Below are 24,991 nucleotides of genomic sequence, written 5' to 3' on the forward strand. Positions count from 1 at the left end.
GGTACTTTTTTAGACGCAATCCTCTTTATGACGACGTAGGTGCAAGTGTTTTTTTGAAGGATTTATGCAATGAATCTCTCCCGACCACTTCTGGCTATTCTTGGGTCGTCTCTGTTTTTCATCAATAACGTGCCGGCCTCTGAACTGGCCCCGCTCAAAGTAAATATTGCCGCGTCGGCACCTGGGCCTTCCGAAAAAGTATCAGCATTAATTGAGCGCGGCAAGTATGTGGCGCACTTGGGCGATTGCGTTGCCTGCCACACTGCAAACAAGGGGCCAGCAATGGCGGGCGGCCTTGAACTCAAGACGCCGATGGGCACAATTTATTCGACCAATATCACGCCTGACGCCGCTAGCGGCATCGGCAGGTATTCGTTTGCGCAATTCGATCGCGCCATGCGCAAGGGCGTGGCTGAGGACGGGCACAACTTGTACCCCGCAATGCCTTATCCCTCCTACGCCAAGATGAGCGAAGACGACATGCGCGCCTTGTACGCTTTTCTGATGAAAGGGCTGGCGCCGGTCAGTCAGGCGAACAAGCCGGCGGAGATGCGCTGGCCGTTCAGCATGCGTTGGGGCTTGTCATTCTGGAACTGGGCGTTCCTGAAGGATGCACCCTTCAAGCCGGATGCGGACAAGGATGCCGTCTGGAACCGGGGCGCCTACCTGGTGCAAGGCTTGGGACATTGCGGTTCCTGCCATACACCGCGCGGTATGGCTTTCCAGGAGAAATCCATGGGTGATGCCGGTGCCAATGGCAAGTACTTTCTGGCCGGCGAAACGGTTGAATCGTGGCGCGCGCTCAGCCTGCGCAATTTGTGGACGGTGGAGGACACTGCCCTGCTGCTGAAAACCGGACAAAATAGTTTTGCCACGGTGTCCGGCAATATGGCGGAGGTGATTCATAACAGCACCCAGCACTTCACAGATGCCGATTTGACGGCCATTGCCACCTATTTGAAGTCGCTGCCGCCGGGCGAAGACGATTTGCCCATGCCTGCGGCGCCGGTGCGCGCTGCAGCAGCGACGGTCCCCGCCACTCTGTTCACGACACGCGGCGGATTGGGTTATGTGCAATTCTGTGTCGATTGCCATCGTCAGGATGGTGCAGGGGTCAAGGGGATATTCCCAGCGATGCAACGCAACCCCTCTATCACGGCCGCCGACCCGGCCACGCTAATGCATATCACGCTGACCGGCTGGAAAACGGCTGAGACCGTAGCGCATCCACGCATCTACACCATGCCAACCTTTGCCCGGCTGGCCGATCAGGAGCTTGCTGAAATCCTGAGTTTCGTGCGTACCAGCTGGGGCAATAATGCCGAACCGGTTGCCGCCTCTCAGGTAGCCAAGATGCGTGCACAACTCGATCCCAAGACCACGGATTCGTCTAATTTTGAAACGCCGCGTCTGGCGGACATGCTCGCGAGCCCCACTGCCCTGCAGCTTGTTCGCGGCATGCGTCTGCATCTTGAGACCAAGGCGCTGTTGCCGCAGAACGTCGGCAACGCCTTGAATTGCACCAGTTGTCATCTCAACGCCGGCACGGTAGCTGATGGTTCGCCATTTGTCGGCGTTTCGGCCTTCTTCCCCAGCTACGCGCCGCGCGCCGGCCGGATCATTACAATCGAAGACCGCATCAACGGCTGCTTCAGACGCTCCATGAACGGCAAACCGCTGCCGGCGGATTCGGTGGACATGAAAGCCATGGTGGCCTATTTTGACTGGATGAAAAAGGAAACCAAGCCACAGGACAAGGTCGCCGGGCGCGGCATCGGAAAAATGGATATGGCGATCAAACCCAACCTAGAGAATGGCAAGCAGGTGTACTCAACGCAGTGCGCGGTGTGCCACGGCAAGGACGGCGAAGGCTTGAAGCAGGCTGACGGCAGCTTCATCTACCCGCCGCTTTGGGGCGATGATTCATTCAACATCGGCGCCGGCATGGCACGTACATATACCGCGGCGGCCTTTGTCAAGCGCAATATGCCGATCGGGTTCCGTGAGAAATTCCCGCTAGGTCAAGGCGGGCTTTCGGATCAGGAGGCCGTTGATGTCGGGGAGTATTTTTCGCACCAACCACGCCCTGATTTCCCGGACAAGGTGAGGGATTGGCCCAAGGATAAGAAGCCGGCGGATGCGCGCTACTGAGAAATGGTGCGGCTCCAGTCCGACGGGGGACATATTTTTTTGATGCCCAACCCGTCGCTCAAGGGGTTGCGCCACTTGAAATTTAATAGCGCCTGAAAAGCCAGATCGACTGGATTCCCCTGTTGGTTGACGCCGTGCGGCCGACCCAGGGCAAGACGCTGGCGGTGATGCAGGTCAGCGGTGGCTCGCAGTCCTTCAACGCCGTCAACCAGTTGCCCGTGCTGGGCCGCTGGATGCGCACGCTGACCATCCCGAATCAGTCCTCACTCGCCAAGGCCTATCTGGGGTTCGACAAGGCTGGGCGCATGAAGCCCTCGGCCTATTTTGACCGGGTGGTCGAGGTCATGGGAAAACTGGTCAAATTCACCTTGCTGACGCGGAACATCGGACCCCAACTGGTGAACCGCTACAGCGAGCGCAAGGAAAGCGCCGAAACATCATCAACCATCACGAAAGAATAGGCATAACACAATGAGTGCAGAACAGCGAATCAAGAATCTTGGCCTTGTGCTTCCTCCCGTCAGTGCCCCGGCGGGCAACTATGCAACCGCAGTTCGGTCGGGAAATTTGTTGTTCATCTCGGGCAAGGCGCCACTGCCGATGGACGGCAAGCCTCCGAAAGGCAAACTTGGGCGCGAGTATTCAACCACGGAAGGCTATGTGCTTGCGCGCTCCGCATGCCTAGACTTGATTGCCGTGATAAAGGACAAATTGGGTTCTCTGGACGAGGTTGCGCAAGTGGTGGAGCTTCACGGCTCCATCAATGCTGTTCCCGAGTTCGAAGAACACGCAAAAGTTCTGGATGGTGCATCGGACCTGCTCGCAGAAATTTTCGGACCGGCCGGCATCCATGCTCGCTCAGTCATCGGCGTCAGCTCACTTCGCAACGGGGTGCCGTTAACGCTCAAGGCAACCATAGAGGTCAAACTCGGGTAGAGGGGGCACGTCCCATCCATCAATCGTGCCATAGAGTCGTGATGCCTTGTCGAGTGGCCAAGTCGCTAAGGCTAACGACGCCCGCCAATGAGATTGACCACAAGCATGATGACAGCTACAACCAAAAGGATGTGGAGAAGCCCTCCCATGGTGTAGGCGGTGACCAATCCAAGTAGCCACAAAACGATAAGTACAACGGCAATTGTGAGCATGTGACGCCTTTCTGTTTGTTAGCGGACTTGACTGCCAAGCCTCCTAAAGTGTCCAGGAAGCCAGAGTCCCCATATTGAACGACTCGGGACCTGATGTCTGTTGCCTGGCTCACATAACGCCAAATTGGCAGCGACTGGGCATTCCGCGGTCAAACGTCGCGACGATGGCGTGGCGGACTGGCGCTGCTGCCGAAACAGGTCGTCAAGAATGCCCTCGCCTCCGTTTGCCAGCGCACAGACATTCTGTTGACCATTCAGTAACCTTCAATCCTGAGTCTGCAACTCAACCCCGAGTTAATTCTCAATTAAATTAAGGTGAAACTTTCATGAACAAAGACCAAGCCAAGGGCACTGTCAAAAATCTTACCGGCAAAGTCCAGGAGGAAGCCGGGAAACTGGTTGGAAGCAAAGAACAGCAGGTAAAAGGTTTGAATAAGCAGATCGAGGGAAAAGCGCAGAAGACTTTTGGCGACGTCAAAGAAGTTGTCAAGGACGCCATCGACAAGAGTTGAGGTTTGTACTGCATCTCGCGCGAAGGGTTCTCTTGTCACCGTTCGCTGGCATACTGTTGGCTCCGCGTGAAGGAGTCTGATATGGCGACGATCGAAGACGGCGAAAGATGGGCGGCGATGCATGCAGACTGGCAGGTTGTCAATCAGGAAGCGCGCACAGCCCGCGTTCGAGTCATGCAAGCGTTTGTGAAATCCGCTGCCGGTGGCGGTTCCGGCCCGACGACAGGTCAACTCGAACTGGCGGAACGGCTCGAACAAGCAGCCGACGAAAAGCGACTGGCCTTGGACGAGTTTGTGAAGCAGGCTTTCGGCTGATTCGACCGCCCTGGTCCATCCAACATCAGGCCTTGATACAACTCAAGACCCGATAAGCCGGGCCAGACGATGATGGCCTTCTTGCCTTCTGGAAGCCGTTGCTCATGAGCTATGTCCTGCAGTTGTTGAATGGTGGCGCGGGCAATCTGGCCGCCTATCTGGCCGCGCATGTTCTGCTGTGTCTGCTGCCGGCATTTTTTATCGCGGGCGCCATGGCGGCGCTTATTCCCAAGGCCAGCATCACGCGCTGGCTGGGGCGCAACACGCCGGCGCATGTGTCGTACCCGGCGGCTGCGGCAGCGGGCTCGCTGCTGGCGGTCTGCTCCTGCACCATCGTGCCGCTGTTTGCCGGCATTTACCGCAAGGGCGCGGGCCTCGGCCCGGCCATCACCTTTCTGTTCTTTGCGCCGGCAGGCAACATCCTGGCGCTGGCCTACACCGGCAGCATCCTGGGCGCGGAATTCGCCGTGGCGCGCTTTGTGTTGTGCCTGCTGTTTGGCATTGGCATCGGCCTGCTGATGGCCCTGCTGTTCTGGCGCGATGACGCCAGCCACGACGCCCAGACCGATACGCTGTTTGCCGACCAGGCGGATATCGGCCCGGCCGCCGTCGGCGTGCTGCTGGCGCTGGTGGCGCTGCTGATTGCCGGCACACTGAAGTTGTGGCCGCTAACCGCCACGGTCGCCACTGTGCGCCTGCCGCTGCCCTGGGCCGAGGCCTGGCAGGCCACGTTGTTCCACTGGGTGCCGTTCGACGCCGCCAAAGGGGAGGAAGGCGTCAGCGTGCAGGGCTCGCTGTTGATTGTGCTGCTGGTCCTGATCGGCCTGACAGCTTACAAGGGCCTGGAGAACATTGTTGAAGGCGCCAACCGCTGGACCTGGATTACCCTGGGCCTGGCCGCCACCACGCTGCTGGTGGCGGCGCTGCGGCTCACCCCGCGCGCGGAAGGACTGGAGCTCGCCTTGACCGGCCGCGAGTTTGCCGTCGGACTGGCGCTGTGGGCCGTGCTGCATTACGCGCGGCGCCTGCAACCGGACGACTGGCACGCCTGGCTGTGGGAGTCCTGGCGCTTCGTCAAGCAGATCTTCCTGTTGCTGGTGGTGGGGGTGTTTGTCGTCGGTATCATCCGCCAGTTGATCCAGCCGGAGTGGATCCAGACCCTGGCGGGGCGCAACGACCTGCAGGCCAACGCCGTGGCGGTTGTGTTTGGCGTGTTCATGTACTTCCCGACGCTCGTGGAAGTGCCGGTGGCGCGCATGTTTCTGGACCTCGGCATGCACCCCGGCCCGCTGCTGGCCTATTTGATGGCGGACCCGGAGCTGAGCCTGCAAAGCATGCTGATGGTGGCGGCGGTGATTGGCCGGCGCAAGACGTTTGCCTACGTCGGCTGGGTGGCGGGGTTCAGCATCACCGCCGGCCTGCTGTACGGCGCCTGGGTGGATGGTGTGGGCGTGGTCTGGCTGATGTTGGGCCTGGCCGCCTTTGCCGCCATACTCGCGGTCAGTCTGGTCTGGCTGCATCGACGCCAGCAGCAGCTCATCCTACCCTCGTGAAACCCCATGCCAATCCGCACTGATTCCAAAGGAGAAAAGCGCCATGTTGACCGTCAAAATTCTGGGTTCCGGCTGTGCCAATTGCAAGAAGCTCGAAGCCGTGGCGCGCGAGGCCGCCACCAGCGCCGGCCTGGAGGCCGAGATCGTCAAGGTGACCGACATGAAAGCCATGTTGGCCTACGACCTGTTGTCTACGCCCGGACTGGTCATCAACGACAAGCTGGTCTGTAGCGGCCGCATCCCGACGCAGGCCGAAGTCAGGCAGTGGATGGCGGCTTGACGACGAAGGTCGGCCATGTTGATACGCAGACAGCTGGTATTAGGCGCAGCCGCACTGGGAGTCTCGGCACCCACGCTGACAGCCTGCTCGTCGAGTCAGGGCCACGAGGAAGCCACTCGCAACCTAAGGCGTGCGGCGAACATCGACACCAGTGATCGGCCGGTGCTGTTGCATGAACTGGTGCGCTATGCCACGCTGGCGCCATCGAGCCACAACACGCAGTGCTGGAAGTTCCGTGTGCAGGAACGCTCGATCACGATTGAGGCCGACCTGTCGCGGCGCTGCCCGGTGGTCGATCCTGACGACCATCACCTCTTTGTCTCGCTGGGTTGCGCCGCAGAAAACCTGGCGCAGGCCGCACTCGCCCATGGTCTCCAGGCCAACGCCAGTTTCGACCCGTCGGGTGCAGGCGCCATCGCGCTAAGCCTGGAGCCGACAAAGGCGCTGCCTTCACCGCTGTTTCAGGCGATTGCCGAGCGACAGTGCACGCGGGGTGACTACGATGGCCAGCCGCTGTCCGCAGAGGAACTCCGCCTGCTCGAACTGGCGGGCAGCGGCAAGGGCGTGCGCGTGTTGCTGCTGACAGAGCGCCCGGCCATGGAAAAAGTCCTGGAGTACGTGGTGGCCGGCAACACCGCGCAAATAAACGACCCGGCATTCCTTGCAGAACTGAAAGCCTGGATCCGCTTCGGCCATGAAGAAGCGGTCCGCACCGGGGATGGCCTTTTTTCGGGCTCGACGGGCAACCCGGCGGTGCCGCGCTGGCTGGGTAGCCGGATGATGGGCCTGTTCTTCACCCCGAAGTCCGAAAACGAGCGTTATGCCAGGCAGATCCGCAACGCGGCCGGCATTGCCGTGTTTGTTTCGGACCTCAGCGACAAGGCGCACTGGGTCGAGACCGGGCGCTGCTATGAGCGCTTCGCGCTGCAAGCCACGGCGCTGGGGATTCGCAATGCATTCCTGAATCAAGCGGTCGAGGTTGGGGCTGTCCGGCCCCAGTTCGCTGCGGCGCTTGGCCTGGGTAACCTGCGACCGGATCTGGTGGTGCGCTTCGGCCGGGGGCCAACGCTACCCTTGTCCATGCGGCGACCGGTCCAGTCGGTGCTGGTCTGAATCATTTTCAGAAAATGAATCTTGCGATGTATCGAAAGTATTTATGGCTTTTCTTGCTCCTGCTGCTGTCATTGAATTGCCGGGCTCAAGAAGCTCAAACATGCGCCGCAACGATCAGTGAACTGAGAGGCATGCTGGGCGATCAGGCGTTTCCGGTGAACTGGCAAGAGACCAGTATGGAAGATGGGAAACCTCTGCTCGTGTCAATTCATGAAAAGAAGGGGGCGCTGTTTCTGGAATTCATCAAGACCCGAGAAGGGCTTTGGGCAGAGAGCGTGGGTGCCATTTGCAGAACTAGCGAGGGTCTGGAGATCCGGTTCAGCGGCAAGCAGATTCGCTTTGGACCGGCGGCCAACTGGATCTTGCGCTACGCCCTGGGAAACGGTGGCAAATTCACCCTGACGAAACTCGGGTCAGACCAGTTGCGAATAGCAACCAGCGGCTGGAACGGGAATTTTTCCCCCATGGACAGGTAGGCTGTAACAAGGCCGACATAATTTCATGCCATGCTGCCTGCATGGAAGATTCAGTTCAAAACGCGTATTGCCCTGAGCCCAAAAGCTATGCCGTTGCTACCTCAGCAACGGCATGACCATGCAGCAAGTCCGGTCTATCTTCCTGTCCGATATCCACCTGGGAACCAAGGCATGCCAAGCCCAGCACTTGCTGGAGTTCCTGAAAGAGTACTCATCCGAACACGTATTCCTGTTGGGTGACATTGTTGACTTGTGGTCCATGAGTCGGGGTGGCGTGCATTGGTCTCTTGCACAGAATACGTTTGTGCAAAAGATGTTGCGACGTGCCCGGCATGGCGAAAAAGTCATATTCATTCCCGGCAACCATGACGAGGCCATGCGCGAATACGTCGGCACCTCATTTGGCGAGGTCATGGTCGCGCACGAGTACGTCCACACGGCAGCCGATGGCCGGCGCTACTTGCTGCTACACGGGGATGAGTTCGATCAAGTCACGCGCCACCACCGGTGGATTGCCGTATTTGGAGACAAGGCCTATGACCTATTGGTCAGTCTCAACATTTACTTATCCTGGCTGCGCCGAACCCTCAAAATTCCCGGCTACTGGTCGCTGGCCGGTTATGCCAAACGCAAAATAAAGACGGCGGTCAGCTTCATTTTCAACTTTGAAGAAGCCGTCATCCGCCATGCCCGTGAACAGGGGGTGGACGGCGCCATTTGCGGGCATATCCATTGGCCCATGATCAAGCAAGTTGACGGCTTGTTCTACATGAATTGCGGCGACTGGGTGGACAGTTGCAGCGCCATCGTTGAACACCTGGATGGCCGCATGGAGCTGATCCTTTGGAATTCAATTTCCCACATCCGCGTCACGCAAAGTGCCACCCCATGAGAAACAAATAATGGAAAGTCCTTACAAAGGAAAAACCGGTTCCAAGCGCTTGATCAACGCTTTCAAGTATTCCTGCGCCGGTCTGCAGGAGGCTTTCCGCAATGAAGATGCTTTCCGTCAAGAGGTATTGCTTGCCAGCGTTCTGGTGCCGCTGGCATTCTGGTTGGAGCATGACAATCTCGGTCGCGCCTTGATGATCGCGTGCGTGCTGCTGCTCCTCATTGTCGAGCTGCTCAATTCAGCCATCGAAGCAACGGTGGACCGCATCTCTCTCGACGACCACAGACTCGCCAAACGCGCCAAGGACATCGGCAGCGCAGCCGTCTTGATCAGCCTTCTGAATCTCGTGGTCATTTGGGCACTTGTTTTGGCGAAGCAGCTATGAAAATCCTGTTCATCTCCGATGTCTATTTTCCGCGTGTCAACGGCGTTTCAACGTCGATAGAAACCTTTCGCCACAACCTGGCGTCACTGGGTCACACGGTCCATTTGATTGCGCCAGACTATTTGGCACCCAGTGCCGATGAGACAGATATCCTGCGTGTGCCTGCACGCCAGTTGCCCTTCGACCCCGAAGACCGATTAATGAGTTACCGGTGGGTCATGACGCATCTTGAAAGATGGCGTGGCGAACATTACGACATCATTCACATTCAAACGCCTTTTGTTGCGCATTACCTGGGCACCAAGTTATCGCGCTTGCTGGGCATTCCTTGCGTCGAGACCTACCACACCTTTTTCGAGGAATATCTCCATCACTATGTCCCCCTCGTGCCCAGACAGGTAATGCGCTTTATCGCCAAGCGCTTCTCTCGTCATCAGGGGAATAGTCTGGACGGCATGGTTGTGCCGTCACATCCCATGCACCACATACTGAAGAGCTACGGCATCACGACGCCTACAGAGGTCATTCCAACCGGCATCGAGCCGGAGAGCTTTGTACCGGGAGACCGCGAAGCGTTTCGAAAAAACCACCACATTCCACAGGATCGGCCGGTCCTACTTTTCCTGGGGCGCGTGGCGCACGAAAAAAACATCGGCTTCCTGATCAAGACCGTGGACCGCGTCAGACATGAAATTTCCGACGTGCTTCTCGTCATCGCGGGTGAAGGACCGGCACGGGAAAGCCTGGAACTGGAAGTCAAAAAACTCGGGCTTGACGAGAACGTGAGGTTCATCGGCTACCTGGATCGCCATACGGAATTGAACAGTTGCTATCGCGCCGCAGACATTTTTGTCTTCTCTTCGCGAACAGAAACACAGGGACTGGTTTTGCTCGAAGCCATGGCACAAGGCGTGCCCGTCGTCTCCACCGCCGAGCTCGGGACGCGAGATGTGCTGCGAGAAGGCGCCGGCGTATGGATTGCACAGGAGGATGTCGCTGACTTTTCGGGCAAAGTCGTCAGAATGCTAAGGGATGCGCAAGCTCGCAAAGACCTGGGTGATGCAGGCCGTGACTACGCGCATGAATGGTCCGCCGCCAAGCAGGCGCAGCGAATGCTGAACTTTTACCAGGCTGTTCTCAATCCCCCGCTGAATTGCGTGAAAGTGGCGACTGCGGTTCCACAATAATTCACAAAATGAAACCCTACTCAATCAAAATCGATGCTGCACACGGAACCCAATTGCCAATGTACAAACACGAAGAAACATTAATCTCGCCTAGCGGCTTGCGGTACACATCAAAAGAAAATGGCTCACCCTTTCAAGGCGTGGGCGGCACGGGAGAAACGCTGAGTTGTATCAAGTGTGGAAAACACCGCCTGAAACGAAATGGTGTTTTCAAGCGTTACCTAAACGCTCCCCTGTTTTTTTGTTTTGACTGCAAGCCGAACAAGGCATCGCAGTAACGGATCGGCAGCCAGCACTGAGCCTTTACCACGCGAGGCATCCACCGCGAAGTTGCCAGTTATCAATGCAGAAGAACCATATAAACTGTATAAATAGTTTATGAATGAGCGAACTGGGGAGATATACCATGGACGCGAAAACTACTGCAGTGACGATCGATCCGCGGTGGCTGCTTCAAAGGCTCGGACACAAGATGATTGAAGCCTTGAGAAAGCCATCACCCATCGATGCACCGCCACATGTAGGCATGTTTGCCGGCTCGCTGCTATCTCATGATTGCTGGACACCTCCCAAGGTGCCACACTAAATTGAGCTTGCCAGCGCCACCGGGGCCGGTTGGAATTACGCTGTCTTGACGGTCTTCTTGGCCGCATCGACTGCTGGGTTGCTTACTTCTGTCAAGCCGGACTGAGACACTTCGACGGCCTTTTTCGCGGAGGTCTGCGCTGATTCGACTGCATTTTGACCGAGGGTCATGGCGCTCTTGAAGGCGGCCACAGCGGACTCAGTGCCTGCGGGGACATTCCTTACAAGGGTGTCAACAAAGCCACTCAATGCCTTTTGAGTTTCGGCCATGTTGGCTTCCACTGCTTTCGTAAAGTCTACACCGGCGCCCGTGGCAATGGCCTGAACATCGTGCAGATAGGCGACAGATTTCTCGGTCAAGGGTTTCGTCAGACCCGATTGCAGAGCCATCAGCTCCGGCGCATCCTTGGCACCCAGTACCGCCTGCAAATGGCCAAAGGAATCGCCCAGGGCAGCCTTGGATGCAGCCAGGTTGAGTTCTGCCAGCTTTTCTACACCAGCATGCGCATTGCTAGTCATTCCCTCCAATGCCTGCAATTGGGCTTTGCTGATGGCGATGATTTGTTCGACGGCGTTGTTCATTTCGGTTTCCTGGTTAATGGGAAGAATCTGCTGACTGCTCAATGCAAGCCGTATCCGGCTATCTATGCAGCATGGCGGCATAGGTTTGAGTCTGGACAGATTAGCTTCTGACCATGAATTCTTTGTGACAAGAAAACTCTCCAAACCGAACTGGCATGGTTTCGTTTCGTTCCGTTACAACTGCAACCAGTTGCGACGTCTTTGTAGTCCCGGGTTACGCGGCCTGTAGGTGCTGTCAAGTAACATTCCTGCTTCCACATTGAGGTCAGTCCATGAAAAAGCATATTCAAAACCTGCAGAGACTCTGTCAAAAAATGGAGATCCGTTATGGAGAAGGTGATGACTTGGTCTTGCAACTGAAGCAGGAACTCACAGCTCTTGAGACCAAAAAATCCAGGAATCTCGCTGCGGCGAATCAGAACCGGCGCAAGCAGGACATAAACCAGTCAACAACGCCCCTGCACTAAGCGGTTGCAAAGAGTTCTGTCAGATGACTTCGTCTTGAAGGCTCATACCTGACTGCTCTCTATTTTGCAGTTTATGCGCAATGGGGACGGGGGCCAGAGGCCCAAAAGGCTTGAAAGCATGGCCCCCATCGGGCCTCCCGTTTGCGCCTACGCCCTCAACCCAGTTTGCCCAGAATCGCGTTCATCTCTTCCCGGGTAAAAGCGCGCAGGGTTTGCGTGCGGATATTGCCGGCCATGCCAATGGCCAAGGCGAATGCGGTGGCCGAGTTGTCGTCCGGCGCTTCGATCATCGCCACTACATCGTATTTACCCTGCGTCCAGTAGATTTGTGTCATCTTGGCGCCAAACTTGGCGGCCGCCTCCTTGACCGCGTCGGCCCGTTTCGTCGTGTCCTTGACATTGCGAATCCCCTGATCCGTGAAGTTGGAAAGTGCAATATAGGTTGCCATGATCGTTCTCCTGTGAGTGGATGGGGCCGCAGACATTGAAGCGGCCAGCGATGGCCCCGTGACGCTGGTTCAAACGATTTTTTTTTTGCGACCTAAAACTGTAGGATGAGGGAGTTCCCCGAGCTTGATATTTCACAAGTTCCATGCAGAAGCGGACGTTTCACACAAGATGGAGGCACCGCATGCTCGAACTGGAGAATTGGCGAGCGCGATGCTATATAAAGCAGAGATGCGACCCTCTCTATTTCAACGACGAATGCGATTCGGCAGCTTGCTGGTGGCTCTGCAGTTCGGGCTTATTTTCTTGCTGGCAGCGTTGGCTGCGCCCAAGGCGTGGCACACATTCGTGCCGGTGGGCGCGCTGATGATGCTGGGCATCGCTGTCGCCCTCGCCGCCTGGACGCTCAGGCACAACCGGCTGGGCAACTTCAATATTCGCCCGACACCCAAGAACTGGGGCATGTTGGTCACAAGCGGGCCCTACCAGTGGATTCGCCACCCCATGTACACCTCGGTGCTGCTCGGTGCCGGCGCGCTGGCGTGGACAGCCAACGCGGCAGCGGGCTGGCTTGCCTGGTCAGCGCTGGCCCTCGTCCTGCTTGTGAAATCGATGCTTGAAGAGCGCTGGATGCGCGAGCAGCATGCGGGCTACGCGGCCTACGCGCTGCACAGCAAGCGCTTCTTGCCATGGCTGTTTTGAAGTCCCTGACGGCACAGGCGCTGGCTGAATCGACCCGGCGCACCTTGGCCTACTACAACCAGCACGCCGAAGATTTTTTTGCGGGCACACAGGACCACGATGTCAGCCAGAACATGGCCGCGTTCCTGCAGTTCATCGAAGGCGCCTCGCCATTCACATTGCTGGACTTTGGTTGCGGGCCGGGACGGGATCTCAAGGCATTTCGAGAGCAGGGCCACCTTGCCGTGGGGTTGGAGGGAGCGGCGCGATTTGTCGAGATGGCGCGCACCTACAGCGGCTGCGAGGTGTGGCAGCAGGACTTCCTGGCGCTTGATTTGCCGGGCAGTTTTTTTGATGGCGTGTTCGCCAACGCTTCCTTGTTTCATGTACCCAGCCAGGCCCTGCCCCGGGTACTGGCTGAACTCCACGCCACGCTGAAACCCGGCGGCGTGCTGTTCAGCTCAAATCCGCGCGGCAACAACGACGAAGGCTGGAACCGGGAACGCTATGGCGCCTATCATGACCTGGCGAGCTGGCGCGCCTATCTGACGGCGGCGGGCTTTGTCGAGCTGACGCATTTTTATCGGCCGCCCGGTTTGCCGATCGCGCAGCAACCGTGGCTGGCGAGCGTCTGGCGCAAAGTGTAGGCGCGCTGCGTGCCGCCAACAGCGGGCTTACGTCGCCCGCAGTGCCACGTTGAGCTGATCGATGACTTCCGCCCAGTCGGCGTCTTCCAGCAGTTCGTCGCGCAGGAAATTCGCCTGGGCCTTGGTCCAGAACGGCGCATCCGCCAGCGCGATGTCCGCGGCCAACGGCGAGTGATCCGCGATGAAACGGCGAATGTCCTGCTCGCCCGATGGCAGACCCAGTTGGGCGAAGAGTTCAAAGAAGGGATGGGCTGACGTGTTCATGGTGACAATTACAGCACTTTCGGCCCGTTCCGACAATTACCGGGGCATCACAATCACCGGCGCAAAGCCACCGCCTTGGGTACGGAAGTTGGTGGTCTGGCCGGCATACATGCGTGCCGCCAGCAACTGGACCTGGCCGGCGTAGGTGTAGGCGCGAATGTCGAACTTGAGATCGGCCAGGACGCCATCGACTTCAATCAGACGCTCGCTCGGGGGCACCAGCGCCTGCGCCACAAAGTCGCCGGCCAGAATCTCGCTCCAGACCCGGCGCGTCAGCTTGTCGCCCCGATAGGCCGCCTTGGCGCCAAAACCGGCCACCGGCTTGAAAAAGAGCTGGCGGCGCTGCGCCCATAACTCATCGGCACGGTCGGGCGTCACCAGCCGGGTCTGTGGCACGCCCGCCGCGAGCAGGCTGCGGTCGGCGGCTGAAACGCCCCAGGCGGCCAGCAGGTCGTCCTCGCTGAGGACGATGAGGTTGCGCTTGTCGGCATATACGGCATGGGCGTGCGGGTGCGGTGTCAGCACCACGGCACCGGCTGCATAGGCATTTTTCAAAGCCTGGTGCGCCGGTTCCGAAAGATAGAAATCCGTCAAGCGGTTGTAGACCATGTCCACCGGCGCGTCCAGGTGCCACAGACGGCCGTCCCGCCACGCCAGTGCCGACGGGTCGACAATGCCGGCCGCCACACCATGGCGTTGAAACAGTTGACGAAACAGCTCGAACTCCGGCGCCAGGTATTGCGCGGCGGGCTCATCGTCCACGATGACGACCGAGCCCAGGGGTTGGTTGCCACGCTGGCTGCGCCACTCGGCCAGGAACATGTCAAAAAACGTCTGCTCCAGGGTGTCCAGACGGGCGTTGGGGATGAAGGCCCAATCCATGGCCGCGCAGCAGGTCTGCTGGGCGCGCGCCAGCGCGGTATTGAGCAGGGCCCCGCCGGCGTTGGTGTTGATTTCAATGAGCTTGGGCCCGCCGGCACGCAGATGAAAGTCATAACCCATGCACGCGCCCACCGGGCCGAATGCGTGCTGCGCGATGGCCGGGGCGCGCGCCAACGCCTGGGCCTGATAGGCCGGCAGCGTCACGACGCGTTCGATGGCGGCCACGGTGGCCGTGATCTGTTGCGCCATCTCGCTGGAGAGAAACACAACCGTCGACGAGAACAGGTGCGGTCGCGTCTGCACGATGTTCTGCATCAGCCCCTGGAGGCTCGGGTCACTCTCAATGTAGGAGCGCAGACGGGCCCGATTCAGGGTGCGACAAAAACAGCCCAGGTTGAGGGTTTCAGCCGAACTGTTGACCGGCAATGTGACTGTGGTTTCTTGGGTCGTCATACTTTCTTTCTGGGCGGACACACCACGGGAAGCCTCAGTGGGCATGGCCAGGGTGCGCCGCATGAGCATCGATGATTTCCACCGCCGGCCGGACCTCAAGGTCGATATCCGGCGGTTCTGCGCAAGGCGTGGTGAAGGCATCCTTCATCACCTGCAACGTCACATGCGTGATCTCGAAGCGAGCGTGCAACTGGTCGGTCGCGTGCTTCAGAAAAGCATCGTCGGCGTGCCCGTGCGGCATCACCAGATGCGCGGTCAGGGCGACTTGCGAGGTGCCCATGGCCCAGATGTGCAGATCATGCACACGCGCCACGCCGGGCAGGGCCGCCAGAAAGTCCTGCACCGCCTGCGGGTCGACGCTATCGGGCACGCCGTCAAACAGCATGTGCAGCGACTGCCGGAACAGGCTCCAGGTGCCAACCAGGATCACGGCGGCAATCGCCAGACTGACCACCGGGTCGAGCCAGACCCAGCCCATCCACAGCGTCAGCGCACCCGCGATCACCACGCCGGCGGACACCAGCGCATCGGCGGCCATGTGCAGGAAGGCGCCGCGAATGTTGAGGTCATTCTCCCCACCGCGCATGAACAGCAAGGCGGTAACCGTATTGATCACAATGCCGATGCCGGCCACCACCATGATGGTCACGCCCCCGGCCGCCATCAGGGGCTCAGGGGACAGGAGCCGGCCCACCGCCTCCCAGGCCAGAGCGCCCATCGCCATCAAAAGCAGCAAGGCGTTGGCAAAAGCCGCCAGGATGGTGCCGCGCTTCCAGCCATAGGTGTGGCGCGCGTTGGGCTTGAGCTTGCCCGCCAGCGCGCCGCCCCAGGCCAGCACCAGACCGGCCACGTCGCTCAGGTTGTGGCCGGCGTCGGCCAGCAAGGCCAGCGAGTTGATCTTCCAGCCGTAAAACGCTTCGATCGCCACAAAAACCACGTTAAGCGCAATGCCGATGGCAAAGGCGCGGTTGAAGTTGGCCGGGGCGTGGCTGTGGTCGTATCCTGCACTCATCTGCTATGTTCTTTCTGGCCCGCGAAGGGCGTCGCCTGGTTGCTCGCCATGTCCTTTCAGAAATTGGCGTGCCACTAATATTAAACTGGAAAAACTGGGTTGCGAGAGCCGACTCCACCAGCAAAATTTTGTACCTAAGGAGAATGCTGTGCGACACCTCACACCCCGGTGGTTTATTGATAGCTTGTGCACAACGGCCATACTGCTATGCAGCATGGCTGGCACTCCCGCCATAGCGCAGGCGAAATTCATCCAAACTCCGTACCAGAACCCCAAAGCACTGGTGGACATCTACCTGGATGATCCTTCCAAACTTGGATCAGCGCTCTACTGGTTGCGCAGCTTGGTCAACCCGCTGACAGAGGCTCCCTACAGCATGTTTCCGGAAGACATGAGCATCATCGTCTTGCTGCACGGCACCGAGATTGTGACGCTGGCGCGAAAGAACGAAGCGCAGTACACCGAGGTGGTGCAACGCATGCGCTACTACGCTGACATGGGCGTGAAGTTCAAGGTGTGCGGTCTGGCTATGCAGGACTACCAATACACCGCCAAGGACATGCATGATTTTGTAGAGATAACGCCATCGGCAATCACCGAGTTGATGCACTGGCAAAACCGCGGCTACGCCCTGATCACGCCGCAGGTGAATGAAAAAAAGTTTTCCATCGACAATATTCGTTAAACGGATAGTAATTATCGCCCCCAGCGTCTGACGGATGATTCCCGGCAGTTCGACGGTCTTGCTGGCGCCACCTGGCGCAGTAGGGCAAACTTGTTGTACTGCGCGGCTGTCAAAGCCGCGCGCTTACGGCACTCAACCAAGGAACGCCTGATGGACATCCCTACTGGCAAAGAGTTATCGGAATTTGCCAATGCGCTGATCCACTCGCGCCAAAACGTCTCGCCCCGCCGCCTGGTGGAACCCGGCCCCTCGGCGCAACAGCTGCAGGAGATTCTGGGTACCGCGGCCGCCGCGCCCGATCACGGCCAGTTGCTGCCCTGGCGCTTCGTCATCGTGCCGGCCGCCCGGCGCGAGCGTCTGGCCGAGGTGTTTGGTCTCGCCCTGCTGGAGCGCGACCCGGACGCCACGCCGGCACAAATCGAAAACGCCCGCGAGAAGGCGCACCGCGCCCCGTTTCTGATGCTGGCCATTGCGCGACTGACCGACCCCGACGCGCCCAAGGACTCGGCGCCAACGGGTAGCGCCCCGGCGCTGGGCGCCCAGCATCCCGAGGCGGGCGAGGCGGAGGTGAGTGATGCCGAGCGCCTGGTGTCTTTTGGCTGCGCGATCCAGAACATCGTGCTGTCGGCGCATGCCGCCGGCTTTGGCACCGGTCTGACCAGCGGCCAGGCCATGGCGTCGCCGCATTTGCGCGCCCTGTTCGGCCTGCGTGACAACGAACAGGCGGTGTGCTGCATCAACATCGGCACGGTCAGCAAACACAAACCGCCACGGCTGCGGCCGGTGCTGGCGGACTACGTGTCGACGCTGGACTGAAACGGGGGCCTCGCTGATTGGCGGCAAAATGGCCCCCATGCAAGACACCGCCATGCTGGACGCCCAGTCCGCTCCCAACCCTCTTCCGCTCCTGACCTCCCTGCTGCCGCCGGATGATCCGTTGCGCGTCACGCTGCACAACGAAGTGCATGCGCGGCCCTCGGCCCGGGTACGTCTGCCGGCGCTCATCATTTACGTGGCGGTGCTGAATGCCGGCGTCACGCGCGAGCAGGAATGTGAACATCTGCGCCAACTGCCCGGCCAGCAGGCGCTGCCGCTGGAAAAATTGCACGGCAACTTTTTGCGCCTGCGCTTTGCCGGCTACACCGTCAAGTGGGAGCGGCACACCGAGTTCACGCGTTATTCCATCGTGCAGGCCCTGCCCGCCGGCGCGGGGCTCGGGGCCGAAGAGCCGGATTTGTTGAATACCCTGGTGGTGGCGCCGGACTGGCTGCGCAGCATTCCCGGGCGCACCGTGGCGGCCATCCAGATGGCCATGGTGCACGGCGACTTGTCCGACCAGCGGGCGCTGATGGCGCAGGCCCAGGCCTGGTTCGGCGGGCGCACGGTGGTGGCCTCGCAACTGGGCCATGTGCCCAATCCGCTGATGACGCCGGGCCAGGCCCAAGGCCACTCGTGGGCGCTGACCGAGTTCCACATCGGGGCCGACGGCTTTGAGCGCATGCTGGTGGTGGCACCGCCCGGCACCAGCGAGACCCGCACCGGGCGCATCTCGCAACGCATGCTGGAGCTGGAAACCTACCGCCTGATGGCGCTGCGCGGCCTGCCGGTGGCCAAGCAGTTGGGGCCGATGCTGGCCGAGGCCGAGGGCGCGCTGGCCGCCATCACGGCGCGGCTGGAGAACAAGTCCGCCTCCGACCAGGACCTGCTCGACACCCTGGTGTCGCTGGCGGCCCGGGTGGAGCGCGCCACGGCCGAGCACATCTACCGCTTCTCGGCCACCCGCGCCTACGACACGCTGGTCAGCCAGCGCATCACCGAACTGCGCGAGAAGGCGATTTCCGGCACCCAGACCATTGGCGAATTCATGCAGCGGCGCCTGTCGCCCGCCATGGCCACGGTGGCGGCGACGGCGCAGCGCCTGGCCTCGCTGTCGGAACGGGTGTCGCGCACCAGCGCGCTGCTGCGCACGCGGGTGGACATTGCCACCGAGGTACAAAACCAGCAACTGCTGGAAAAGCTCACGCGCGGGCAGGAGCTGCAGCTGCGCCTGCAGAGCACGGTGGAAGGGCTGTCGATTGCCGCCATCTCGTATTACGTCATCAGCCTGCTGCTGTACGGCGGCAAGGCACTCAAGGCGGCGGGCGTGCCGCTGAACCCGGAAATGGCGGCCGGCGCGCTGGTGCCGCTGGTGCTGTGGTCCGTCTGGTACACCACGCGGCGCATTCACGCCAGACTGCACGCTGATCATTGATCGCGCCTGTTTATATGCCAAATAGGCTTCCAGCCATTACAGGTATTGCGCAAGAAGCTATAAAAAAATGAGCATTTTTCATTTTTCATTTTGAATCCTGACAGAGTTTCTGCCTAATTTGTCAGTCACTGCCACTCATGGCAGATGCCGTCTCCCTGCCGCCACGACCTCCGACCGGCCCTGACAACGTAAGTCATTGAATTTAGACGCTATTCGCGCCCGAGCTGGCGTGGCACGGTTCTTGATGTAGATCAGATACAAGCGTATTGACGACCGTCATGAAACCCCTGGACAAAACCCTCGTTAGAAAACTGGCTGTGGTGCTGCTGCTCAAGCTCGCCGTGCTGGTGGCGCTGTGGTGGGGTTTTGTGCGGGAACAAGGTGTGACGGTGGACACAAACAGCGTGGCCGCGCAGTTTTTGCCAAGCGCCCCCATTCCGGCCAAAGGACTACCCCCATGATTTCTGAAGAACTGGTCAACCTGTCACGGCTGCAGTTTGCCGCCACGGCCATGTACCACTTTCTGTTTGTGCCGCTCACGATTGGCATGGTGTGGCTGCTGGTGATCATGGAGAGCGTTTATGTGATGACCGGCAATGTCATCTGGAAAGACATGACGCGCTTCTGGGGCAAGCTGTTCGGCATCAACTTTGCCCTGGGCGTGACCACCGGCATCACGCTGGAGTTTCAGTTTGGTACCAACTGGGCCTATTACTCGCATTACGTTGGCGACATTTTTGGCGCACCGCTGGCGATCGAGGGGCTGATGGCCTTCTTCCTCGAATCAACCATGATCGGGCTGTTTTTCTTCGGCTGGGACCGCTTGAGCCGCACGCAGCACTTGCTGGTGACAGTCCTGATGTCGATCGGCACCAACCTCAGCGCCTTGTGGATTTTGATTGCCAACGGCTGGATGCAAAACCCGGTCGGCTCCGAGTTCAGCTACCTGACCATGCGCATGGAAATGGTCGACTTCTGGGCTGTGGTGTTCAACCCCGACGCGCAGGCCAAGTTCGTGCACACGGTGTCGGCCGGCTACGTGACGGGCGCCATGTTTGTGCTGTCGATTTCCAGCTGGTATCTGCTCAAAAAGCGTGACGTGGAGTTTGCCAAGCGCAGCTTTCGCGTCGCTGCCGCCTTTGGACTGGCGTCGGTGCTTAGTGTGATTGTGCTGGGCGACGAATCCGGCTACACCGTGGGAGAAGCCCAGCAGACCAAGCTGGCGGCCATGGAAGCCATGTGGGAGACCAAGCCCGCACCGGCGGGGCTGACGCTGGTCGCGAGCATCAACGAAGCCGAACAAAAGAACAACTGGGAAATCGAAATCCCCTGGGTGATGGGCCTGATCGGCACGCGCTCCATCAGCAAGGAGATTCCCGGCATCCACGAGATCAAGGCCAAGAACCGGGAACGCATCCTGCGCGGCATCGTGGCGGTGAACGCACTCGAAGCCCTTCGTGCGCAGCGCGATGATTCGGTGGCCAAACAGATGTTCGAGGGCCACAAGGCGGACCTCGGTTTTGGCCTGCTGCTCAAGAAATATGTGACCGATGTGAACCAGGCCACACCCGAGATCATCGAGCGCGCGGTGAACGATACCGTGCCGCGCGTGACGCCGCTGTTCTGGGCCTTTCGCATCATGGTGGGTCTGGGCTTTGCGATGCTGGTGCTGTTCGGTTTGGCCTTCTGGAGCACGCTCAAGAGTGCCTGCATGAAGAAGCCCTGGCTGCTCAAGTCGGCGCTGTGGATGCTGCCCGCCCCCTGGATCGCGTGTGAGCTGGGCTGGTTTGTCGCCGAGTACGGTCGCCAGCCCTGGACGATTTACGGCGTGCTGCCGACCCACATGAGTGTGTCCACGCTGAGCGTCAACAGCCTGTATGGGTCGCTTGCCGGGTTTATTGGTTTCTACACCGTGCTGCTGGTGGTGGAGATGTATCTGATGGTCAAGTTTGCGCGCATGGGGCCTGGCAGCCTGGGCACCGGCCGCTATGACCGGGAACCCGCCCACGCCTGATTGAACACCAGAGGAAAAACACATGCTTGACTACCCAACCCTCAAAATCATCTGGTGGCTGCTCGTGGGCGTGCTGCTGGTGGGCTTTGCCATCATGGACGGCCACGACATGGGCGTGGGCACGCTGCTGCCCTTTGTCGGCAAGAGCGACCTGGAGCGCCGCGTGGTGATCAACACCGTGGGGCCGCACTGGGACGGCAACCAGGTCTGGTTCATCACCGGCGGTGGCGCCATTTTTGCGGCCTGGCCGCTGGTCTATGCCACTGCGTTCAGTGGCTTTTACTGGGCCATGCTGGTGGTGCTGTGGGCGCTGTTCTTTCGCCCGGTCGGTTTTGACTACCGCAGCAAAATTCACAACGCCACCTGGCGCAGCACCTGGGACTGGGGCCTGTTCATTGGCGGCGCGGTGCCACCGCTGATTTTTGGTGTGGCTTTTGGCAACCTGCTGCAGGGCGTGCCGTTTCAATTCGACAACTACCTGGTCTCCACCTACACCGGCAGCTTCTGGCAGCTGCTCAACCCATTCGCTTTGTTGGCCGGGGTGGTGAGCAGCGCCATGATCACGATGCACGGCGGCGTCTATCTGGCGCACCGCACCGAAGGGGTGATCCAGGCGCGGGCGGTCAAGGGCGCGATCTGGGCGGCGCTCGTCATGGTGTTGGCTTTTGTGGCGGCGGGCGTGTGGCTGCAAAACATCGATGGCTACCGCATTTCCTCGGTTATCGATCCCGCTGCGTTGCCCGATCCGCTGAGCAAGACGGTGGTGCGCGAAGCCGGTGCCTGGATGGCCAACTATGGCCGCCAGCCCTTGATCTGGCTGCTGCCCGCCTTGGGTGTGGCAGGTGCCCTGCTGGCGGTCGGTTTGCTGCTGGCGCGTCACACGCTGAGCGCTTTTGTGGCCTCCTCGCTGGCCGTGGTGGGGGTGATTGGCACGGCGGGCGCCTCCATGTTTCCGTTCATCATGCCGTCGAGCTCCATGCCGGCCGCCAGCCTGACGGTGTGGGACAGTGTCTCAAGCCACCTGAGCCTGGGCATCATGTTTTGGGCGACGCTGATTTTCATGCCGCTGATCATGCTCTACACGTCCTGGGCCTACCGCGTGATGCGCGGCAAGGTGACCGCCGGCTACGTGCAGGAAAACGAGCATGCGGCTTACTAAACGTTTGAGAAAGAACATCACATGTGGTACTTTGCCTGGATTCTTGGGGTTGGTTTTGCCGTCTTGCTGGCTATTCTGAACGCCATGTGGGGCGAGAACGAACAAGCGCGTGCACAAGCACGCAAGGGAGGTGATCCATGGTGACACCGATGCTGCCATTGGCGGATTCCCACGAGGCCGAGACTGCGCCAGCGCACCCGGCCAGCATTCACCTGCCCAGTCTGATGACCGCGCTGGCCATCATGCTGGTGGGCAGCATCTATCCCTTGTTGTTCGCGCGTGCCGACGGCACGGCCGACCATGGCCTGGCGATGGCGCTGTTTTGGGCCATGAGCGCCGGCTTTGTGCGCGGTGTGGGTTTTGTGCCGCGTGCCCGTATCTGGCGGCTGCTGTTTTCAGGCGGGTCTTGTCTGGCGGGTTTGACGCTGGCCGCCTGGCTGCGCTGGGGCGTTTGACATGAGCACACACAAACAACTGACCGTGCATCGACTATGGCACGCTGATCTGGCGCACGCCCCAGCGCAACATCATCCTGCCTTCAACCCGCTTGTTCCACTGGGCCAAGCGCTGGTTTGAAGGCGTTTACCTGAGAAAGTACCGATGAAAACCGCAGAAACCGTGACCCCTTACGAAGCCTTGGGTGGTGAGGTTGGCATCCAGCGCCTGGTGCACCGCTTTTATGAACTGATGGACGAACTGCCCGAGGCCTACACGGTGCGGCAACTCCACCCTGAGAGTCTGGATGGCAGCGCCACCAGCCTGTTTGAGTTTCTCTCGGGCTGGTTCGGTGGCCCGGATTTGTATGTTGCAAAAAATGGGCATCCACGCCTGCGCATGCGACACGCTCCCTATGCCGTCGGCCCGGTGGTGCGTGACGAATGGATGCTGTGCATGACACAGGCGCTGACCGAACAGGTGGCAGACCCCAGGTTTCGCGACCGCCTGATTGAAACGTTTGCGCAGATGGCCAACCATTTGATCAATACCGATGGGACTCATTAACTTCATTACCGGGATGAACCGCATGAAACCACCGGCTTACGCCCGTTGGCAGCGCGGCTTCGCCCTCACGCCCTGATGCTGTTCACGGGCACCATCGCATTGATCAGCGCGCTGGCGCTGCGCAGCGGTGCCCACGCGCTGATCTTGCGCGGGCTGCGGGCGCCACGGCTGGCGCACCAACGCACGCCGGCCGATGTGGGGCTGGCCGCCCAGGCGGTGCGCTTGCCCGCGGCAGGGGGCAAAACATTGTTTGCCTGGTTTGTGCCGGTGCCCGGCCAGACGCCAAGCCCGGCGGTAATCGTCATGCACGGCTGGGGCGCCAACGCCAGCCTGATGTTGCCAGCCCTGGCGCCACTGCACGCCGCCGGTTTTGCCGTGCTGCTGGTCGACGCCCGCTGCCACGGCCAGAGTGACGACGCGACATTTACCTCGCTGCCCCGCTTTGCCGAAGACATTGAAGCCGGTCTGGACTGGCTGCACCAGCAAGCGCACATTGACACGAAACGCCTGGCGGTCATGGGCCACTCGGTGGGCGCCGGCGCCGCCCTGCTGTGTGCCACGCGTCGGCCCGATGTGCGGGCCGTGGTGAGCTTGAGCGCCTTCGCGCACCCGCGCGAAATCATGCGCTCGCTTCTGGCAGAGGCGCGCATCCCTTACCCCGTGCTGGGCTGGTACGTGATGCGCCATGTGCAGGCGGTGATTGGCGCGCGCTTTGACGACATAGCCCCACTGACCAGCATGGCCCGCCTGCGTTGCCCGGTGCTGCTGGTGCATGGCACCGACGACGCCGTGGTGCCCTTTGGCGATGCCCAGCGGCTGCAGACTGCCGGATCGCCCGGCCAAGTGCAGTGCCTGGCCGTCAACGGCGGACATGACCCCAGCACCGCGCTGGCGGTGCATCTACCGGCACTGATCGGATTCTTGCGGCAAGCCGTTTCCATTGATTCAGAACTATAAAAAACTTAAGGCCAATTGCCATCACATATTTGATGAAATAGGCCTCTAGCCATTTCCAGTATTGCGCTAGAAGCTATCTAATAAATAGCAAACTCTGATTACTGGCAGTTGTTGTGCAGCCTCCACTTTGCCTCATGACCGATGGCCTTGGCAAAGGCCGGCACCGTGCAGCGTGCGGCCTCGGCGGCATCCGCCGGCTGGGCGGTAGGCATGGTCGCCTCGGCCGCACTCGCCGCGGGCTGGCGGGTGGGAACTGCTTGTTGGGCACCGGGCCCGCCGGTGCGGTACACCGCCTGCGCCACGGTGGCGGTCAAGCCGGCAAAGGCCAGCACCACGGCCATTTGCGCCAGATTCAGCTTGGCGCGGGGCGCGTTGGCCGCAGCGCACACGCCGCCGGGGCACAGCTGGGCCTTGTCTTGGTTGAACGCGTTGTGCAACTTGCAGCCCAGGCAAATGCCAAAGGCGGCTTCAAAAAACATCAGCGCCAGGCACAGGCCGCACACCAGCAGGTTGATGGGCCCCACCACGTTGTTGAGCACCATGAGGTACAGCATGGCCAGCGCCAGCACAAAGCCAATAGCCCAGGCAAAGCGCTTTTGCGGTGCGCCCACCCACTCGGGTTGTTGCCGCCCGACCACCCACTGCCCCACGATCAGGCTAGGGGCCCACAGCGGGTTGATGAACAGGCGAATGCCGAAGTCGGTCAAAAAAACCACCACAAACACCCGCGTCGGCTGAAAGTTGCCCACCAGCCAAGCGTTCATGAACGCGATCATGGCGAACAAAAACAAGATGCCGGCACTGGCCCGCACCGCCCGCTCATTGAGCACGGGCACGGGGTAGTCGGGGTGGGGCTGGCCGAACTGAAACAGGGGCGGGGTCATGGCAGCC

31 protein-coding genes and 1 pseudogene are annotated in these 24,991 nt (G+C 60.0%); 25 read left to right on the top strand and 7 right to left on the bottom strand.

The annotated features are described in order from the left end of the window. The first annotated feature begins 69 nt into the window (after positions 1–69). From C5P05_RS30350 to C5P05_RS30360, 3 genes and pseudogenes are all read left to right on the top strand, one after another. Positions 70–2,151, top strand: coding sequence for a c-type cytochrome (locus C5P05_RS30350; RefSeq protein WP_114973600.1), 2,082 nt, complete (start codon positions 70–72; stop codon positions 2,149–2,151). 92 nt (positions 2,152–2,243) lie between these two features. Further along, positions 2,244–2,612 (top strand): annotated as a pseudogene (locus tag C5P05_RS30355) (NAD(P)H-dependent oxidoreductase); the annotation flags it as partial. A gap of 10 nt (positions 2,613–2,622) precedes the next feature. After that, positions 2,623–3,087 carry a RidA family protein gene (locus C5P05_RS30360; RefSeq protein ID WP_114973601.1) on the top strand — a complete coding sequence of 155 codons (465 nt, stop codon included), beginning with the start codon at positions 2,623–2,625 and terminating at the stop codon, positions 3,085–3,087. 71 nt (positions 3,088–3,158) lie between these two features. On the opposite strand, the gene C5P05_RS30365 is transcribed toward C5P05_RS30360, so the two are convergent. After that, positions 3,159–3,299, bottom strand: coding sequence for a lmo0937 family membrane protein (locus tag C5P05_RS30365; protein ID WP_114973602.1), 141 nt, complete (start codon positions 3,297–3,299; stop codon positions 3,159–3,161). A 326-nt stretch (positions 3,300–3,625) separates the two neighbouring features. On the opposite strand from C5P05_RS30365, the gene C5P05_RS30370 reads away from it, so the two are divergent. The 9 genes from C5P05_RS30370 (at position 3,626) to C5P05_RS30410 (ending at position 10,012) form a co-directional block, all read left to right on the top strand. Continuing rightward, positions 3,626–3,811 (top strand): CsbD family protein, encoded by a 186-nt coding sequence (locus C5P05_RS30370; protein ID WP_114973603.1) that lies wholly within the window; start codon positions 3,626–3,628, stop codon positions 3,809–3,811. Positions 3,812–3,892: 81 nt separating this feature from the next. After that, a complete protein-coding gene (locus tag C5P05_RS30375) occupies positions 3,893–4,126 on the top strand; it encodes a hypothetical protein (RefSeq protein WP_114973604.1) in 234 nt (77 codons plus the stop codon). A 104-nt stretch (positions 4,127–4,230) separates the two neighbouring features. Next, a complete protein-coding gene (locus C5P05_RS30380) occupies positions 4,231–5,679 on the top strand; it encodes a permease (protein ID WP_114973605.1) in 1,449 nt (482 codons plus the stop codon). A gap of 43 nt (positions 5,680–5,722) precedes the next feature. Next, positions 5,723–5,959 (top strand): thioredoxin family protein, encoded by a 237-nt coding sequence (locus tag C5P05_RS30385; protein ID WP_114973606.1) that lies wholly within the window; start codon positions 5,723–5,725, stop codon positions 5,957–5,959. A 15-nt stretch (positions 5,960–5,974) separates the two neighbouring features. Further along, positions 5,975–7,072 carry an Acg family FMN-binding oxidoreductase gene (locus C5P05_RS30390; protein WP_198674917.1) on the top strand — a complete coding sequence of 366 codons (1,098 nt, stop codon included), beginning with the start codon at positions 5,975–5,977 and terminating at the stop codon, positions 7,070–7,072. A 14-nt stretch (positions 7,073–7,086) separates the two neighbouring features. After that, positions 7,087–7,548, top strand: a complete 462-nt coding sequence (locus C5P05_RS30395; RefSeq protein ID WP_157979490.1) for a hypothetical protein — start codon at positions 7,087–7,089, stop codon at positions 7,546–7,548. 112 nt (positions 7,549–7,660) lie between these two features. Beyond that, a complete protein-coding gene (locus C5P05_RS30400) occupies positions 7,661–8,440 on the top strand; it encodes a UDP-2,3-diacylglucosamine diphosphatase (RefSeq protein ID WP_232834725.1) in 780 nt (259 codons plus the stop codon). A 10-nt stretch (positions 8,441–8,450) separates the two neighbouring features. Next, the gene (locus C5P05_RS30405) at positions 8,451–8,825 is read left to right on the top strand and encodes a diacylglycerol kinase (protein WP_114973608.1); all 375 of its coding nucleotides are present in this window, start codon (positions 8,451–8,453) and stop codon (positions 8,823–8,825) included. Then, positions 8,822–10,012 (top strand): glycosyltransferase, encoded by a 1,191-nt coding sequence (locus C5P05_RS30410; protein ID WP_114973609.1) that lies wholly within the window; start codon positions 8,822–8,824, stop codon positions 10,010–10,012. The genes C5P05_RS30405 and C5P05_RS30410 overlap by 4 nt, the downstream gene beginning before the upstream one ends. Before the next feature lie 621 nt (positions 10,013–10,633). Here the strand turns inward: C5P05_RS30410 and C5P05_RS30420 are convergent. Continuing rightward, positions 10,634–11,179: a phasin family protein gene (locus C5P05_RS30420; RefSeq protein ID WP_114973611.1), complete on the bottom strand. Its 546-nt coding sequence runs from the start codon at positions 11,177–11,179 to the stop codon at positions 10,634–10,636. Positions 11,180–11,451: 272 nt separating this feature from the next. Between C5P05_RS30420 and C5P05_RS30425 the strand changes: the two genes are divergently transcribed. Beyond that, positions 11,452–11,646 carry a hypothetical protein gene (locus C5P05_RS30425; RefSeq protein ID WP_114973612.1) on the top strand — a complete coding sequence of 65 codons (195 nt, stop codon included), beginning with the start codon at positions 11,452–11,454 and terminating at the stop codon, positions 11,644–11,646. Positions 11,647–11,801: 155 nt separating this feature from the next. On the opposite strand, the gene C5P05_RS30430 is transcribed toward C5P05_RS30425, so the two are convergent. Then, positions 11,802–12,095 carry a GYD domain-containing protein gene (locus C5P05_RS30430; protein WP_114973613.1) on the bottom strand — a complete coding sequence of 98 codons (294 nt, stop codon included), beginning with the start codon at positions 12,093–12,095 and terminating at the stop codon, positions 11,802–11,804. 256 nt (positions 12,096–12,351) lie between these two features. Between C5P05_RS30430 and C5P05_RS30435 the strand changes: the two genes are divergently transcribed. Beyond that, positions 12,352–12,795: a methyltransferase family protein gene (locus tag C5P05_RS30435; protein ID WP_232834726.1), complete on the top strand. Its 444-nt coding sequence runs from the start codon at positions 12,352–12,354 to the stop codon at positions 12,793–12,795. Continuing rightward, positions 12,783–13,421 carry a class I SAM-dependent methyltransferase gene (locus C5P05_RS30440; RefSeq protein WP_114973615.1) on the top strand — a complete coding sequence of 213 codons (639 nt, stop codon included), beginning with the start codon at positions 12,783–12,785 and terminating at the stop codon, positions 13,419–13,421. The genes C5P05_RS30435 and C5P05_RS30440 overlap by 13 nt, the downstream gene beginning before the upstream one ends. A gap of 27 nt (positions 13,422–13,448) precedes the next feature. On the opposite strand, the gene C5P05_RS30445 is transcribed toward C5P05_RS30440, so the two are convergent. From C5P05_RS30445 to C5P05_RS30455, 3 genes are read right to left on the bottom strand one after another with little or no spacing between them, the layout of a single operon-like run. Further along, on the bottom strand, positions 13,449–13,685 hold the full coding sequence (locus tag C5P05_RS30445; RefSeq protein WP_114973616.1) for a DUF2789 family protein: 237 nt from the start codon (positions 13,683–13,685) through the stop codon (positions 13,449–13,451). A gap of 36 nt (positions 13,686–13,721) precedes the next feature. Next, positions 13,722–15,020, bottom strand: a complete 1,299-nt coding sequence (locus C5P05_RS30450) for a hypothetical protein (RefSeq protein ID WP_114973644.1) — start codon at positions 15,018–15,020, stop codon at positions 13,722–13,724. A gap of 34 nt (positions 15,021–15,054) precedes the next feature. After that, positions 15,055–16,032 carry a cation diffusion facilitator family transporter gene (locus C5P05_RS30455; protein WP_114973617.1) on the bottom strand — a complete coding sequence of 326 codons (978 nt, stop codon included), beginning with the start codon at positions 16,030–16,032 and terminating at the stop codon, positions 15,055–15,057. A gap of 214 nt (positions 16,033–16,246) precedes the next feature. Here C5P05_RS30455 and C5P05_RS30460 point away from each other — a divergent pair, with 214 nt between their 5' ends. From C5P05_RS30460 to C5P05_RS30510, 10 genes are all read left to right on the top strand, one after another. Further along, positions 16,247–16,717, top strand: a complete 471-nt coding sequence (locus C5P05_RS30460; protein ID WP_114973618.1) for a DsrE family protein — start codon at positions 16,247–16,249, stop codon at positions 16,715–16,717. 150 nt (positions 16,718–16,867) lie between these two features. After that, on the top strand, positions 16,868–17,533 hold the full coding sequence (locus C5P05_RS30465; RefSeq protein ID WP_114973619.1) for a nitroreductase family protein: 666 nt from the start codon (positions 16,868–16,870) through the stop codon (positions 17,531–17,533). A 28-nt stretch (positions 17,534–17,561) separates the two neighbouring features. Next, a complete protein-coding gene (locus tag C5P05_RS30470) occupies positions 17,562–18,968 on the top strand; it encodes a DUF3422 family protein (RefSeq protein WP_232834727.1) in 1,407 nt (468 codons plus the stop codon). A gap of 278 nt (positions 18,969–19,246) precedes the next feature. Next, positions 19,247–19,429 (top strand): cytochrome oxidase putative small subunit CydP, encoded by a 183-nt coding sequence (cydP, locus tag C5P05_RS30475; RefSeq protein WP_114973620.1) that lies wholly within the window; start codon positions 19,247–19,249, stop codon positions 19,427–19,429. Then, positions 19,426–20,982: a cytochrome ubiquinol oxidase subunit I gene (locus C5P05_RS30480; protein WP_114973621.1), complete on the top strand. Its 1,557-nt coding sequence runs from the start codon at positions 19,426–19,428 to the stop codon at positions 20,980–20,982. Before cydP ends, C5P05_RS30480 begins: the two co-directional genes overlap by 4 nt. A 22-nt stretch (positions 20,983–21,004) precedes the next feature. Next, positions 21,005–22,141, top strand: a complete 1,137-nt coding sequence (gene cydB / locus C5P05_RS30485) for a cytochrome d ubiquinol oxidase subunit II (RefSeq protein WP_114973622.1) — start codon at positions 21,005–21,007, stop codon at positions 22,139–22,141. A 21-nt stretch (positions 22,142–22,162) separates the two neighbouring features. After that, positions 22,163–22,285 carry a cytochrome bd-I oxidase subunit CydX gene (gene cydX, locus C5P05_RS30490; protein ID WP_114973623.1) on the top strand — a complete coding sequence of 41 codons (123 nt, stop codon included), beginning with the start codon at positions 22,163–22,165 and terminating at the stop codon, positions 22,283–22,285. Next, on the top strand, positions 22,279–22,596 hold the full coding sequence (locus C5P05_RS30495; protein WP_232834728.1) for a cyd operon YbgE family protein: 318 nt from the start codon (positions 22,279–22,281) through the stop codon (positions 22,594–22,596). The genes cydX and C5P05_RS30495 overlap by 7 nt, the downstream gene beginning before the upstream one ends. Positions 22,597–22,741: 145 nt before the next feature. Further along, a complete protein-coding gene (locus C5P05_RS30505; RefSeq protein ID WP_114973624.1) occupies positions 22,742–23,143 on the top strand; it encodes a group II truncated hemoglobin in 402 nt (133 codons plus the stop codon). Between the two features lie 75 nt (positions 23,144–23,218). After that, the gene (locus tag C5P05_RS30510; protein ID WP_114973647.1) at positions 23,219–24,100 is read left to right on the top strand and encodes an alpha/beta hydrolase; all 882 of its coding nucleotides are present in this window, start codon (positions 23,219–23,221) and stop codon (positions 24,098–24,100) included. Between the two features lie 98 nt (positions 24,101–24,198). Here C5P05_RS30510 and C5P05_RS30515 read toward each other — a convergent pair whose 3' ends face one another. After that, a complete protein-coding gene (locus C5P05_RS30515; RefSeq protein WP_114973625.1) occupies positions 24,199–24,984 on the bottom strand; it encodes a DUF4395 domain-containing protein in 786 nt (261 codons plus the stop codon). Between the last annotated feature and the right edge of the window lie 7 nt (positions 24,985–24,991).

This window comes from Rhodoferax ferrireducens (assembly GCF_003347515.1).
GTDB lineage: Bacteria > Pseudomonadota > Gammaproteobacteria > Burkholderiales > Burkholderiaceae_C > Rhodoferax.